The organism is Paenimyroides viscosum (assembly GCF_003858535.1).
Taxonomy (GTDB): domain Bacteria; phylum Bacteroidota; class Bacteroidia; order Flavobacteriales; family Flavobacteriaceae; genus Flavobacterium; species Flavobacterium viscosum.
The window spans coordinates 62,726-76,203 of record NZ_RQTJ01000004.1; the positions used below are offsets into that span (position 1 = coordinate 62,726).

General features: G+C 32.9%; 13 protein-coding genes. 5 read left to right on the forward strand and 8 right to left on the reverse strand.

Annotated elements, in window-relative coordinates; genetic code table 11:
• Positions 1–9: 9 nt before the first annotated feature.
• Genes EG242_RS03195 through EG242_RS03215 form a run of 5 tightly spaced genes read right to left on the reverse strand, consistent with a single transcriptional unit; the run spans position 10 to position 3,284 of the window.
• On the reverse strand, positions 10–516 hold the full coding sequence (locus EG242_RS03195; protein WP_235831857.1) for a mechanosensitive ion channel domain-containing protein: 507 nt from the start codon (positions 514–516) through the stop codon (positions 10–12).
• Positions 516–1,097 (reverse strand): Maf family nucleotide pyrophosphatase, encoded by a 582-nt coding sequence (locus EG242_RS03200; RefSeq protein WP_124898478.1) that lies wholly within the window; start codon positions 1,095–1,097, stop codon positions 516–518. Before EG242_RS03200 ends, EG242_RS03195 begins: the two co-directional genes overlap by 1 nt.
• A gap of 1 nt (position 1,098) precedes the next feature.
• Positions 1,099–1,992: a UbiA prenyltransferase family protein gene (locus EG242_RS03205; RefSeq protein ID WP_124898479.1), complete on the reverse strand. Its 894-nt coding sequence runs from the start codon at positions 1,990–1,992 to the stop codon at positions 1,099–1,101.
• Between the two features lie 19 nt (positions 1,993–2,011).
• Positions 2,012–2,539 carry a KdsC family phosphatase gene (locus tag EG242_RS03210; protein ID WP_124898480.1) on the reverse strand — a complete coding sequence of 176 codons (528 nt, stop codon included), beginning with the start codon at positions 2,537–2,539 and terminating at the stop codon, positions 2,012–2,014.
• Positions 2,532–3,284 (reverse strand): Rossmann-like and DUF2520 domain-containing protein, encoded by a 753-nt coding sequence (locus tag EG242_RS03215; RefSeq protein ID WP_124898481.1) that lies wholly within the window; start codon positions 3,282–3,284, stop codon positions 2,532–2,534. Before EG242_RS03215 ends, EG242_RS03210 begins: the two co-directional genes overlap by 8 nt.
• Positions 3,285–3,483: 199 nt before the next feature.
• On the opposite strand from EG242_RS03215, the gene EG242_RS03220 reads away from it, so the two are divergent.
• A complete protein-coding gene (locus tag EG242_RS03220) occupies positions 3,484–5,100 on the forward strand; it encodes an ABC-F family ATP-binding cassette domain-containing protein (RefSeq protein ID WP_124898482.1) in 1,617 nt (538 codons plus the stop codon).
• Between the two features lie 76 nt (positions 5,101–5,176).
• Complete coding sequence (locus EG242_RS03225; RefSeq protein WP_124898483.1) at positions 5,177–6,643, forward strand: T9SS type A sorting domain-containing protein; 1,467 nt, start codon at positions 5,177–5,179, stop codon at positions 6,641–6,643.
• A 36-nt stretch (positions 6,644–6,679) separates the two neighbouring features.
• On the opposite strand, the gene EG242_RS03230 is transcribed toward EG242_RS03225, so the two are convergent.
• Complete coding sequence (locus EG242_RS03230; RefSeq protein WP_124898484.1) at positions 6,680–8,878, reverse strand: FUSC family protein; 2,199 nt, start codon at positions 8,876–8,878, stop codon at positions 6,680–6,682.
• A 113-nt stretch (positions 8,879–8,991) separates the two neighbouring features.
• Between EG242_RS03230 and def the strand changes: the two genes are divergently transcribed.
• From def to mazG, 3 genes are read left to right on the forward strand one after another with little or no spacing between them, the layout of a single operon-like run.
• Positions 8,992–9,579: a peptide deformylase gene (gene def / locus EG242_RS03235; RefSeq protein WP_124898485.1), complete on the forward strand. Its 588-nt coding sequence runs from the start codon at positions 8,992–8,994 to the stop codon at positions 9,577–9,579.
• 54 nt (positions 9,580–9,633) lie between these two features.
• Positions 9,634–10,158: a DUF5606 family protein gene (locus EG242_RS03240; RefSeq protein ID WP_124898486.1), complete on the forward strand. Its 525-nt coding sequence runs from the start codon at positions 9,634–9,636 to the stop codon at positions 10,156–10,158.
• Positions 10,159–10,201: 43 nt separating this feature from the next.
• Positions 10,202–10,984, forward strand: coding sequence for a nucleoside triphosphate pyrophosphohydrolase (mazG, locus tag EG242_RS03245; protein ID WP_124898487.1), 783 nt, complete (start codon positions 10,202–10,204; stop codon positions 10,982–10,984).
• A 194-nt stretch (positions 10,985–11,178) separates the two neighbouring features.
• Here mazG and EG242_RS03250 read toward each other — a convergent pair whose 3' ends face one another.
• The gene (locus EG242_RS03250) at positions 11,179–11,568 is read right to left on the reverse strand and encodes an acyl-CoA thioesterase (RefSeq protein ID WP_124898488.1); all 390 of its coding nucleotides are present in this window, start codon (positions 11,566–11,568) and stop codon (positions 11,179–11,181) included.
• A 127-nt stretch (positions 11,569–11,695) separates the two neighbouring features.
• On the reverse strand, positions 11,696–13,342 hold the full coding sequence (locus tag EG242_RS03255; protein ID WP_124898489.1) for a ribonucleoside-diphosphate reductase subunit alpha: 1,647 nt from the start codon (positions 13,340–13,342) through the stop codon (positions 11,696–11,698).
• Positions 13,343–13,478 lie beyond the last annotated feature (136 nt).

Sequence of the window (13,478 nt, forward strand, 5' to 3'; positions counted from 1 at the left end):
GTAAAAAAACTACAAAACCACTACAGATTTTTGTAAAAACAAATTGTTTGGATACGAAATTTTTTCACCTTCACTTGTAATTAATATGGTATGAAATGCCTTAATATCATCGATTTCGGCTTCAATAGGGAAATCTTTATCTTGAATTCTTATACGGTCGCCAATTTTAAAGGGAAATGCAAAAAACATAATAACACCTGCCGTAAAATTGCTTAAAACCGACCATTGTGCAAAAAATGCCACACCAATAAAAGTTATTGCTGCACCAACAAAACCAAAAAGCTGAGTGGTATCAACACCCCACATTAAGATGATGAAAATTACGAACAAGATATTAAGCAGTGAATTGAAATACTTAATGATCAGTTTACTGCGATTGTCTGATTTTGAAGAATATTCAGAAAATTTTAAAATAACCTTGCGAATAATTAATCTTAAAATATAAATGATAACAACTAAAATAAGTGTCGCAATAATTTTTCCGTAATAATCGGGTAAGTGAAAATTGTTAAACATTACCATTTAATTAATTCATTATACAACTTTTCCATAGGCATGCCTACCACATTGGTATAAGAGCCGTTGATTTTTTCAATACCAATTAAACCAATCCATTCTTGAATTCCGTACGATCCGGCTTTATCTAAAGGTTTAAAGGTATCAACATAATAGGTGATATCTAAAGAATTTAAGTTGTTGAATGTTACTTGGGTTACATCGTAAAACAATTGTTCTTTTTGGTTTGATTTAATACAAACAGCACTAATAACCTCATGTGTTTTACCTGATAATTGCTGTAACATTTGTTTAGCATCGTCGCTGTTTTCAGGTTTTCCTAATGCCATATCATCAATCCAAACAATGGTATCGCAAGTAATCACAATGCTGTTTGTATCTAAATTATTAAAAACCGAAGCCTTTTGCTGTGCTATATATAAAGCAATATCCTTGCCCTTTAAGTGGGAAGGATATTCTTCGTTTACGTTAGCAGGTTTAATGGTAAAAGTTAACCCTAAATCTGTTAAAAATTGTTTTCTTCTGGGAGAATTTGATGCTAATATTATTTGATAATCGTTATATTTTTCTTGTAAGATCATTTCATTTTAAATTGAAAAATAAAACTACAATAGAAAATATAGTTAACCAAATGATTATGTTTAAAATATTGTTTATGCGGTTAAAATCTTCGGTAGTTTTGGCATTCCATAGTTTAGACAGATAAAACAAGTAGGGCAGTACTACCAATGCACCAATGTATCCAATTAAAATGTTCAGATTTAAATGTATCACACAAAACAAAACAATCAACACTAACGGAATAAGCGATAATACGGTTGTTCTTTTAGCTCCTTTTTCTCTGCCGTGAATGGTTGCTAATGATTTTCGACTGTGTTTAATATCTAATTCCATAAATTTTAAATCTACCAAAATAGTTTTTATGAAATAAAGCAGCCACAGTACCATACAAATTTGTAGCGATATGTTTAGAAGTTGATCTTTAACAGGATCTAAAGCTTCGTTTGTTTGCAACGACGGCATTAAATCCATAACAATCAATATAAAAAATGGAAACGAAATTATTAGTGAATAAACAATATTATCAAACACTAAAATTTTACGCCATTGTGTGATATATAAATACAGTATAGCTGCCAAACCTAAGAAAAATCCAAAGTAATAAGTACGGTCTATATCGCTAGCTGCAAAAAATGAAATACCAATTCCAACACCATTAAAACCTAAATACTTGTAATACGCTTTTTCAACGCTTTTTTCAATTGTTTTATCTGGAAATTCTTCTTGCAGAACAATTTTGTACAACAATATACCGCCGTATAAAATAAAACCAATGGCAATTAAAAAGGCAAAATAATGAAGCATAGAAAGTCCTAAATCATCAATCAAGGATTCAAACAAAACAAATCTAAAAAATAAAACCGCTACAATTACTTGTAACATCATTTGTGCTTGATCTTTCTTTAGAACATTCATGAGCTTATGTATTTAATTGTTAATCAAATTTTGCTTCGAAGTGCTCAAGCCAATTTCCTTGAACCTTCATAACTTGCTCTATCACATCGCGCACGGCACCTTCACCACCTTTTATATGCGAAATGTATTTGCTAAGCTTTTTAATTTCGGGCGCAGCATCTTGCGGACAAGCAGGTAAACCTACCTTTTGCATAACCCAGTAATCGGGCAAATCGTCACCCATGTATAAAACATTTTCGGGTTTAATATTGTTCACATCAATGTATTCCTGATAAATTTCTACCTTATCAATAACCCCTAAATGTATGTCGTAAATGCCTAAATTTCTTAATCGTACTCTAACGCCTTCGCTTGATCCGCCCGAAATAACACACACATTGTATCCTTTTTCTATTGCTGCTTTCATTGCGTAACCGTCGCGTATGTTCATGGTTCTTAATAATTCGCCTGTTTGTGTAACTTGTATTGTTCCGTTTGTTAATACGCCGTCAACATCAAAAATAAACGTGTTAATGTTGTTCAGGTATTCTTTGTAACTTTTAGACATTTTCTTGTATGCTTTGTGTAATTAAATTATAGATTGTTTTATGGTTTTGATTTTGTAAAAAATCTTGATGTGTTTTTATTGTTTTTTGATCGAACCTTATTGCCGGACCCGTTTGCGCATCTTTCGGATTTAAATAATTGATCTTATCAGCGGTTTCCTTAATCAATGGTTTTAAAATATCGAACGGAATATTGTTTTCCTTACAAATTTCGTTTCCTATGGAATACAGATGATTGGTAAAGTTACTGACAAAAACCGCTGCTACATGCAAACTTTTTCGCTGAGCTGACGATATTTCGAACACATTGTGCGATAGTTCTTTTGCCAACAATTTTAATTCAATTAGATCATCAACAATTTCAGCTTCCAAACACAACGGTACTTCCTTAAAATTGATTTCTTTGCTTTTTGAAAAAGTTTGTAACGGGTAAAAAACGCCTTTTCGGTTTTTATCGTTCAAAATTTCTAAAGCTGTTGTTCCCGATGTATGAACCACCAATGAATTGGTGTACGGAATTTTTTCTGAAACTTCTGCAATGGCACTATCTGTAACCGAAATCAAAGTGATGTTAGCCGGTTTTAAATCTTCAATCGTTGAAACAATTAAATTTTTCGGAAAAAAATCGGTAACCTTATCTAAAGAACGAACCGCTACATTTTGAATCTTATAATTTGATAATCCAGCGAAAGCCCACACCAAATGGTGCGCCACATTACCAGAACCTATTATGTTTATTGTTTTCATAACATCAAAATTAAGGCAACACCATTTTGTAATTTCAAATTAAGTTAAATTTAATATAATTTTAAGAAAAAACGAATTTATAGTTAAAATTTATGAAAAGTTGAGTAAAATACTCACATGCCTTATTCCAACTAATCTTAATTCACGCCTTTAATTGGATATATTTTCGTAAATTTGCAACTTATAAAAAAATTTAAGTATGTTAACAGTTTCAAATTTATCTGTTCAATTTGGAAAACGTATATTGTTTGATGAGGTAAATGCTACATTTACTCAAGGTAACTGCTACGGAATCATTGGTGCAAACGGTGCAGGAAAATCTACGTTTTTAAAGATTATTGCAGGCGATATCGATCCAACTTCTGGTCACGTAATTTTAGAACCAGGCAAACGTATGTCGGTTTTAAACCAAAACCACAATATGTTTGACGAGCACACCGTTTTGGAAACTGTTTTAATGGGAAATAAAGTGCTGTTTGCTATTAAAAAGGAAATGGACGAGTTATATGCCGATTATTCTGACGAAAATGCAGACAGAATTGGCGAATTACAGTTGCAGTTTGATGAAATGAACGGTTGGAATGCCGATTCTGATGCCGCTTCTATGTTATCGAATTTAGGAATTTCTGAGGATTTGCATTATACTTTAATGGGCGAAGTAGAGCCAAAATTAAAAGTTCGTGTGTTATTGGCACAAGCTTTATTTGGAAATCCTGATGTTTTGGTAATGGATGAGCCTACCAACGACTTGGATTTCGAAACAATTGGTTGGTTAGAGAATTTCTTGGCAAACTACGAAAATACCGTTTTGGTTGTATCGCATGACCGTCACTTTTTAGACGCGGTTTGTACACATATTTCTGATATTGATTTCGGAAAAATCAATCATTTTTCGGGTAACTATACTTTTTGGTACGAATCTTCGCAGTTAGCTGCAAAACAACGTGCACAACAAAACAAAAAAGCCGAAGAGAAAAAAGCCGAATTAGAAGAGTTTATCCGCAGATTCTCTGCCAACGTTGCAAAATCTAAACAAGCAACTTCACGTAAAAAAATGATCGAGAAGTTAAACGTAAACGATATTAAACCATCGTCTCGTCGTTATCCAGCTATTATTTTTGAACAAGAGCGCGAAGCCGGAGATCAAATTTTAAATATTAAAGGTTTACAAGCTTCATCAGAAGGAGAAATCTTGTTTAAAGATGTTGATTTTAACATGGCAAAAGGCGATAAAATTGTTGTTTTTTCGAAAGATTCACGTGCAACAACGGCTTTCTACGAAATTTTAAACAACAATGTAAAACCCGATGCAGGTACATTTGATTGGGGAATTACAACCATACAGTCTTATTTACCGGCAGACAACCACCACTTTTTTACAGAAGATTTAACCTTGGTTGACTGGTTACGTCAATGGGCAAAAACAGAAGAAGAACGCGATGAAGTTTTTATCCGTGGATTTTTAGGGAAAATGATTTTCTCTGGCGAAGAAGCTTTGAAAAAAGGTACGGTATTATCGGGTGGAGAAAAAGTGCGTTGTATGCTTTCACGTATGATGATGATTAAAGCAAACGTGTTGATGTTAGACGAACCTACAAATCACTTAGATTTGGAATCGATTACGGCATTTAATAACTCATTGAAAAACTTTAAAGGTTCGGTATTATTCACCACACACGATCACGAGTTTGCACAAACAGTTGGTAACCGTATTTTGGAATTAACACCAAACGGAGTGATTGATCGTTACATGACATTCGACGAATATCTAGACGATCCAAAAATTAAAGAATTACGTACAAAAATGTATTCTTAATTACATTTTGTGATATTTTTTAAAAACAGTTCCAAAACGGAGCTGTTTTTTTATTATATTTACTTTTTAACTAAAAATGTATATTATGAGCAAAAAAATATTTTTCTTCTTATTGATTCCTTTTTTAGGTTATAGTCAAGTACAAATAGGGCAAGATATTATTGGAGAAGCTATTGATGATAGAAGTGGATATAGTGTCGCTATTTCACCTGATGGAACAGTAGTTGCAATAGGAGCACCATTAAATGATGAAAATGGAGAAGGTTCAGGTCATGTACGTGTTTACAAAAATGTAAATGGTTTGTGGCAAAAAGTTGGAAATGATATTGATGGCGAATCATCTTCTGATACGAGTGGTTTTAGTGTTTCACTTTCATCTAATGGAAACATTGTTGCAATAGGAGCACCTGGTAATAGCGGAAATGGACAAAGTTCGGGTCATGTGCGCATATTCGAAAATATTTCCGGTGTATGGACACAAATTGGAAATGACATAGACGGAGAGGCTTCGTTAGATACAAGTGGATTCAGTGTTTCCATTTCTTTAAATGGAAATATTGTGGCTATTGGAGCACCGTTTAATGATGGAAATGGTTCTGATTCAGGACATGTGAGAGTTTATGAAAATATTTCAGGTAGCTGGACAAAAGTCGGAAATGATATTGATGGAGAGCATAATAGTGATGGTAGTGGATCAAGTATATCTATATCTGCAGATGGTGATGTTGTTGCAATTGGTGCACCTCGTAATGATGGTAGTGGATTGTCTTCAGGTCATGTACGTGTTTATCAAAATATATCGGGTAATTGGATACAAATTGGCAATGATATTAACGGAAAATCAGCTTTAGATAATTTTGGAGTTAGTGTTTCACTTTCTTCTGATGGTAATATATTAGCCTCTAGTGCTTCTCTTCAAAATGGTATGGATTATGTGCGTGTTTATCAGAATGTTTCAGGAAATTGGCTACAAATAGGAAACGATATTTTAGGTGAAAATTTGTATGATTGGCATGGTAAAAGTGTATCATTGTCTTCTGATGGAACTGTTTTAGCCGTTGGTGCACCTCTTAATATAGGAAATGGAATTGATTGTGGTCATGTGCGTATATTTAAAAATTTAGCAGGTGTTTGGACACAAATACTATATGATATTGATGGAAAATCAGCTGGCGATTTTTTTGGCTGGAGTGTTTCCCTTTCAGCAGATGGTAATACTGTAGCTATAGGAAGTACCCGCTCAGATATAGATGGTTCGGGGGAGGGTTATGTTCGTGTTTTTGATTTAACAAAATTAGCTTCAAACAATGAATTTGTATCACAAAACTTTAACATTTACCCTAACCCAACTTCAGATATTTTAAACATCAGTTTAGAAAATAATCTGGTTTTAGAACACGTAACTATTTACAATAATTTAGGTCAAGTGGTTAAAACTGCAACTGAAAATGTTATTGATGTCAGCCACCTAGCAAAAGGATTGTATTTTGTAGAAGTTACAACAAATCAAGGTAAGGCTACAAAAAAAGTAGTTGTTCAATAATAAATAAAAATCCCGAAAGAAACTTTCGGGATTTTTTTATTTCATTTTCAACGTAGTTTTTTCAATTTTTTCTGATAAATTGCTCATCCATATTAATTGATCGATGATTAACTGAGATTCTTCTAATTTTTGAATTTTTAATGCATCGTCAATATCTAATTTTTCTACTTCTTGTTTGCGAATTGCTTTTAATTCACTCATACTAATTTTGTAATCTTCTTCGGTATCAGATGTAATTTCGGCATCAAAATCTAAATTATGTAGTGCTTGGCTTAGGTTATTGTTAATATAATCCATCACCAGTTTAAATGCTTTTGACGCTTCGGTTGTTTTATGAAATTGAATGTAAGTACCAATACTTGCTGCCGATGATATTAGGGTTTGACTAAGAACGGTTAATTCGTACAACTCTACTCGATTTAATTGTTTACGTTTGGGTTCTTGAATCATTCGTTGAAAACTCGCCATTAAATTACCAACTTCTATAAACGCATTCTTTCGCGCCAATTTGTATGATGTGGTAGGTTCGCCTTTTTTTATGTAATAATACTTTACTTCTATAATATACAATTTTATGGCTTTTAACGAGTTTTCTAAATAAATATTCATAGAATTTAATTCCCATGTTGGCCACACAAAACGTGTAGTTAAATACGCTAAAAGTGCACCAATTACGGTATCTAAAATTCTATAAACCAACTGTGTTTCGGCATTGTTTGTAAGCAATCCGTAAATTAAGATTACATAAAAGGTTACAAAAGTAACACCTATCTTATAATCGGTTGCAGACAGCCAATAGCCAAATAGCATAGAAAAAATGGCTAAAACAGTTAAAATTATATTACTATCTATTAAAATAAGAGCAACAATACCTAAAACACCGCCAATTAAAGTTCCAATTACTCTTTGGGTTGATCGTTGTTTGGTTAAACCATAACCCGGTCGCATAATAACCACAATAGTTAGCAATATCCAATAGGCGTTTTCAAAATTAAAAATATTTCCAACCAATAAGCCAATAAGCATTGTAACGGTAATGCGCAAAGCGTATCTAAAGGTAGCCGATCTAAAATTTAAATGGTCTGTAAATGTTTTTAAACGGTAATGTTCTGGTGTAAAGAATTTTTCTAAATCGCGGTATTTTCCTCTTAATTCATCGGCGTTTACACGTTCTTTGTATACACGTTCTAAACCTTTTATTTTCTCTATTTGTTTATCCGCATAAAAAAGTAAATTATTAACATTTAGGGCATTTTCATTGTAAACAGATATATTATGACTTCTTAAATATTCGTTAATTCGCAGTTTCAATTTTTTAAAATCGTTTGCTAAATTTCCAGTTGAATGATGTTTTTTATTTGTTTTGATGTGAAAAGCCAAACTTTTTAAAGTAACAGAAAAATTATGAGCAAGTGTTTTATATTCCGCTACAATAGAATCGTCGTCTTTAAAAAAGGCAATAAATTCTTTATGATTGAAGGTATTTGTCATAGCCAGTTCTAAAATTTCTAGCAATGACGAAAGCGCAACAAGTAGTTTACGATTGTTGTTAGAGTTTAATGTGCGGGCTTTATTATATACCAAATATTCGCGAATGTTTTCATGTAATTCATTAATTCTAATCTGCTTTTCAAGCATTTGGCGTTGAATTTTTTCTCTATCGGCATCTTTAATCCATAATTGCGATCTAAGCTCTAAATATTCGCCTGTAGTTTCAATACATTCTGCAACTTCTAAATTTATATATCGGTTTGGTTTAATTAAGTAAAAAATAATCGATATCAATGTATAAAACAAACCGCCAAACAAAAGATATAAGCAATTCGTTAAAACTTTTTCGGGCTCGTCATGATGAATGAATGATAAACTAATCGTTAATAATAAGGTAAATGATAATAAGTTAGCTCTGTGACCAAAAAGTGATATAAACGCCGATAGAAAAACAAAGACACAGAATATTACTGTAAAAACTAAAAAATAAGCATACGTAAAAGTAAGTAAGAACGATATAATGGGTATAAGTACAGAAACCAGCAGTAAACCTATAATTTTATGTTTAAAATTGCTCGATATATCAATAGGTGCACAAAGTAAAGCGCCTAAAGTAACAGTAAAGGCAGCAGTAAAATCGGCAGAACTATAAAAAATAAAAAAGGCAACAATAGCAGTAAACGTAATCTTAATTGCGTTATAAAACTGATTGTCACCAAGTTTTAAAATTAACTTATCAAACATTATAAAAATAGTATTAAATAAAAAGTGCACTTATACAAACATTAAAGTTAATTAATTGGGTGCAAACTTTACTATATTTTGTAAATTTGCATCAATATTTAAAATACGAAACAATGATACTACCTATTGTAGGTTACGGCGATCCGGTTTTACGTAAAGAATGCGAAGAAATTTCTAAAGATTATCCGCAGCTTAAAGAGCTTATAAACAATATGTACGAAACAATGGATCATGCTTATGGTGTAGGCTTAGCAGCACCGCAGATAGGTTTGCCCATTCGTTTATTTATTGTAGACACAAAACCATTTGGCGAAGACGAAGACCTATCACAAGCAGAACGCGATTTTCTAGCAAATTTTAATTGCACTTTTATAAATGCGAAAATTTTGAAAGAAGAAGGGGAAGAGTGGGCTTTTAACGAAGGATGTTTAAGCATACCGGGTGTTCGTGAAGACGTGTACCGCAAACCCAATATTACAATTGAATACTACGATGAGCATTTTGAAAAACATGTTAAAGAGTTTTCAGGATACGCCGCACGTGTTATTCAGCATGAATACGACCATATTGAAGGTGTGTTGTTTACCGATAAAATTTCTACACTAAAAAAGAAATTAAACAGCAAACGATTACAAAATATTATGGAAGGGAAAGTTTATCCCGATTATAAAATGAAATTTATCAACAAAAAAGGCCGATAATTTTGGATATTAAATTCTAATTAAGATATTTGTGACCTTGAAAAAAATAAAATAATGAGCGTAGAGAAAGTTTTAGCTATATCTGGAAAACCAGGATTATACGAATTGAAAATCCAAACAAGATCAGGATTTATTGCAGAATCATTAATTGATGGAAAAAGATTAACAGTTGGTTTACGTAGTAATGTAAGCTTGTTATCAGAAATTTCTATTTATACAGAAACAGCCGAATTAAAATTATTCGAAGTTTTTGCTAAAATTGCAACCAAAGAAAATAACGGACCGGCTTTAGATCACAAAGCAACTAACAACGATTTGTTAGCTTATTTTGGCGAAGTTGTTCCTGATTTTGACCGCGACCGCGTATATGTATCAGACATTAAAAAAGTATTAAACTGGTACAACATTTTACAAAAAGCAAATTACATTGCAAATTTAACAGCACCGGCAGTAACAACAACAGGTACGGTTACAATTAACAATTCCGAAAGTGTAGAAGAAGCGGTAGTAGTGGAAGCAACTGAGGAAAAACCTAAAGCTAAACGCGCGCCTAAAAAGAAAACAGAAGATAAAGAATAATATTTAAACCGGCATTTTGCCGGTTTTTTTACACCGTTTTATTATGAACAACAGAGCACAGCAGTTAAAAGCATTCGAAGAATTGTTAGATATTATGGACGATTTACGTGAAAAATGTCCGTGGGATCAAAAACAGACCTTTCAATCGTTAAAACACTTGACAATTGAAGAGGTTTATGAATTGAACGATGCCATTTCTGATAACGATACAACCGAAATTAAAAAGGAATTAGGCGATTTGATGCTTCACATTGTTTTTTATTCTAAAATTGGCAGTGAAACCAATTCGTTTGATATTGAAGACGTGTGTAAAGGAATCAGTGAAAAATTAATAAGCAGACATCCGCATATTTATGGCGATGCCGTTGCCGAAGATGAAAAAGCTGTTCTGGAGAATTGGGAAAAATTAAAGTTGAAAGAAGGCAACAAATCTGTTTTAAGCGGCGTGCCAAAATCGCTTCCGGCAATAATAAAAGCATTTCGCATTCAAGATAAAGTAAAAGGTGTAGGATTCGATTGGGATAATAAAGAAGATGTTTGGGCAAAGGTTGAAGAAGAACTGAATGAGTTTAAAGTTGAGGTTGATAATAACGATTTCGAAAAGCAAGAACAAGAGTTCGGCGATGTATTGTTTGCGCTAATCAACTACGCTCGTTTTTGTAATATAAATCCCGAAGAGGCATTGAATAAAACCAATAATAAGTTTATTAACCGATTTACAAAAATGGAAGAACTTATTAGTAATGACAATAAACAATTAGGCGATTTACCATTAAAAGAATTAGACATTTATTGGAATGAAGTAAAAAAGTTTGAAAACAAATAAATATTTTTCATATATTTAATTAAAAATTAAATTGTATGAAAGATTTATTAAGAGCGTTACTAGCAGGTTGGGGCGCCAAAAAAGCTGGTTTTGGCTGTTTTGGAACCATTATTGTGTTTATTATTCTATATTGGATATTAGGAAAGTTTATGTAAAAAATTAAAGGCTGTCTTAAATGTTAGACAGCCTTTTTACTATTCTTTAATAACCTTTGTTGGCTTTTTATCTTTATCTAAAGCAACGAAAGTAAATTCACCGTTTATTGCCTGATAGCGGACATCGCTGTACATCTCTTCGATATAAATTTCAACCGAAACCTTTAAACTTTTGTTACCAACATGTGTAACTTTTCCTATAAGTTCAACGATTGTTCCTGCTGGAATTGGTTTGGTGAAATCTATTTTATCAGAAGAAACCGTTACCATAATTTGTCGAGAAAATCGGGTAGCGGTAATAAAGGCAACTTCGTCCATCATGTGCATTGCCGTTCCGCCGAAAAGGGTGTCGTAATGATTGGTTGTGTTTGGGAAAACAGCCTTAAAAATTCGTGTTTCGCTGTTTTTTATTCTTTCTTCTAATGTCATTTTTTAATGATTTTAATCCATACAAATTACGTTTTTTTGAACGCTTTTTGGTGTATTTGTTTTTATAAATATTTTATTTTTATGAATTTATCTAAGAAATTAAGATACATAAATGAATTGTAATTTGTTAGGCTTCACAGCTTGTACATGTCACCAGATTATTCACAAATTCTTTTGATACACTTTGACTGCGTTGGTAATACAACGTTTTTACACCTAATTTCCAAGCTTCTATTAACAAACGGTTTACTTCTTTTATTGGAAGGTTAGACGGAATGTTGATGTTTAAACTTTGTGCCTGATCAATATATTTTTGGCGAATAGATGCCTGCAAAATAATTTCGTACTGACTAATTTCTTTAAACGTTTTAAACACCTCTTTTTCTTCTTGGGTTAATTCTGCTAAATGTTGTACGCTGCCATGGTTTAACATAATACTCCGCCAGGTTTCTTCTGTATCAATTCCTTTTTCTTGCAGTAATAATTTAAGATATTTGTTTTTACGCATAAAGTTTCCTTTTGCCAAACCGGCTTTGTAATAATTACTGCTAAACGGTTCGATTCCCGGAGAAGTTTGTCCTAAAATTGCCGATGAAGAAGTGGTAGGAGCTATGGCTAATAAAGTAGTGTTTCTTCTTTCATATCCTTTTAAAACAGAGGGCTCTCCGTAAATTCGAGCTAAATCTTGTGATGCTTTTAGGGCTTTTTCTTCCATTTCTTTGAAAATTTTAGTAGTAAGCATTTTAGCTTCTAAACTTTCAAACGCAATCCTGTTTTTCTGAAGGTACGAATGCCATCCCATAACACCTAAACCTAATGCACGATGGTTTTTAGCAAAAGTATTAGCCGATTTTAGATAATAATTATCTTCGGTTTTTTCAATAAATTCACTCATTACGGCATCTAAAAAATAAGTTGCCAGCTTCACAGCTTCGGTATCTTTCCATTCATCATACAATTCTAAATTCATTGATGATAAACAACATACAAACGATTCATCTTTAGAAGAAGGCAAGGCAATTTCTGAACACAAGTTACTAGCATAAATGCGCATTTCTTTGTCTTTGTAAACTTCTGGTTTGTTTCGGTTTACGTTATCTGTGAAAAAGATGTAAGGCAATCCTTTTTGCTGACGGCTTTCTAACACTTTTGCCCAAACTTCTCGTTTTTCCATATCGCCGTCAATCATGTCTTGCATCCAATAATCGGGCACACAAACGCCTGTAAATAAATTTTGGATAGGATTTCCGATGTTTTTAATATCCAAAAATTCTTTAATATCGTCGTGATCTATATCTAAATAAGCAGCAAATGCCCCACGACGAACGCCGCCTTGCGAAATGGTATCCATTGCGGTATCAAACAATTTCATAAAACTCACGGCGCCACTGCTTTTACCATTATCGGTTACGGCACTTCCGCGTTCGCGCAGTTCACCAAAATAACCCGAAGTTCCACCGCCAATTTTTGTCTGCATAATTACTTCGCCCAATTTATGAGTGATTCCTTCGATATAATCTGGAACATACACATTAAAGCACGAAATGGGTAATCCGCGTTCGGTTCCCATGTTTGCCCAGATAGGCGAGGACAGGCTCATCCAGCCTTTTTCGATCATTTCAATAAAAGCTTCGGCTAATTCGGGTTTGTATAAGCGTTTGGCTGCTGCATTTGCTATACGTTCTATTGCTTTTTGTGGAGTTTCGCCTTTTAAAAGGTATCCTCGGTTTAATATTTGTTCGCTTTCTTCGTTAAGCCACCATAATCTTTCCATTTTTCTTTATATTTTAAATAATCGATATAGATTTTAGTAAATTCGTCATTACGAGTGAGTTTTCGATAGAAAAATGTATCGAGAAGTTTTTGAATTATAAGTTCTCGACTTCGCTCGAACTGACGAAAATCTTATA

Bases quoted from the DNA above. Each gene is read 5' to 3' on its own strand.
- EG242_RS03195 (WP_235831857.1), bottom strand. From the start codon at position 516: ATGTTTAACAATTTTCACTTACCCGATTATTACGGAAAAATTATTGCG.
- EG242_RS03200 (WP_124898478.1), bottom strand. From the start codon at position 1,097: ATGATCTTACAAGAAAAATATAACGATTATCAAATAATATTAGCATCA.
- EG242_RS03205 (WP_124898479.1), bottom strand. From the start codon at position 1,992: ATGAATGTTCTAAAGAAAGATCAAGCACAAATGATGTTACAAGTAATT.
- EG242_RS03210 (WP_124898480.1), bottom strand. From the start codon at position 2,539: ATGTCTAAAAGTTACAAAGAATACCTGAACAACATTAACACGTTTATT.
- EG242_RS03215 (WP_124898481.1), bottom strand. From the start codon at position 3,284: ATGAAAACAATAAACATAATAGGTTCTGGTAATGTGGCGCACCATTTG.
- EG242_RS03220 (WP_124898482.1), top strand. From the start codon at position 3,484: ATGTTAACAGTTTCAAATTTATCTGTTCAATTTGGAAAACGTATATTG.
- EG242_RS03225 (WP_124898483.1), top strand. From the start codon at position 5,177: ATGTATATTATGAGCAAAAAAATATTTTTCTTCTTATTGATTCCTTTT.
- EG242_RS03230 (WP_124898484.1), bottom strand. From the start codon at position 8,878: ATGTTTGATAAGTTAATTTTAAAACTTGGTGACAATCAGTTTTATAAC.
- def (WP_124898485.1), top strand. From the start codon at position 8,992: ATGATACTACCTATTGTAGGTTACGGCGATCCGGTTTTACGTAAAGAA.
- EG242_RS03240 (WP_124898486.1), top strand. From the start codon at position 9,634: ATGAGCGTAGAGAAAGTTTTAGCTATATCTGGAAAACCAGGATTATAC.
- mazG (WP_124898487.1), top strand. From the start codon at position 10,202: ATGAACAACAGAGCACAGCAGTTAAAAGCATTCGAAGAATTGTTAGAT.
- EG242_RS03250 (WP_124898488.1), bottom strand. From the start codon at position 11,568: ATGACATTAGAAGAAAGAATAAAAAACAGCGAAACACGAATTTTTAAG.
- EG242_RS03255 (WP_124898489.1), bottom strand. From the start codon at position 13,342: ATGGAAAGATTATGGTGGCTTAACGAAGAAAGCGAACAAATATTAAAC.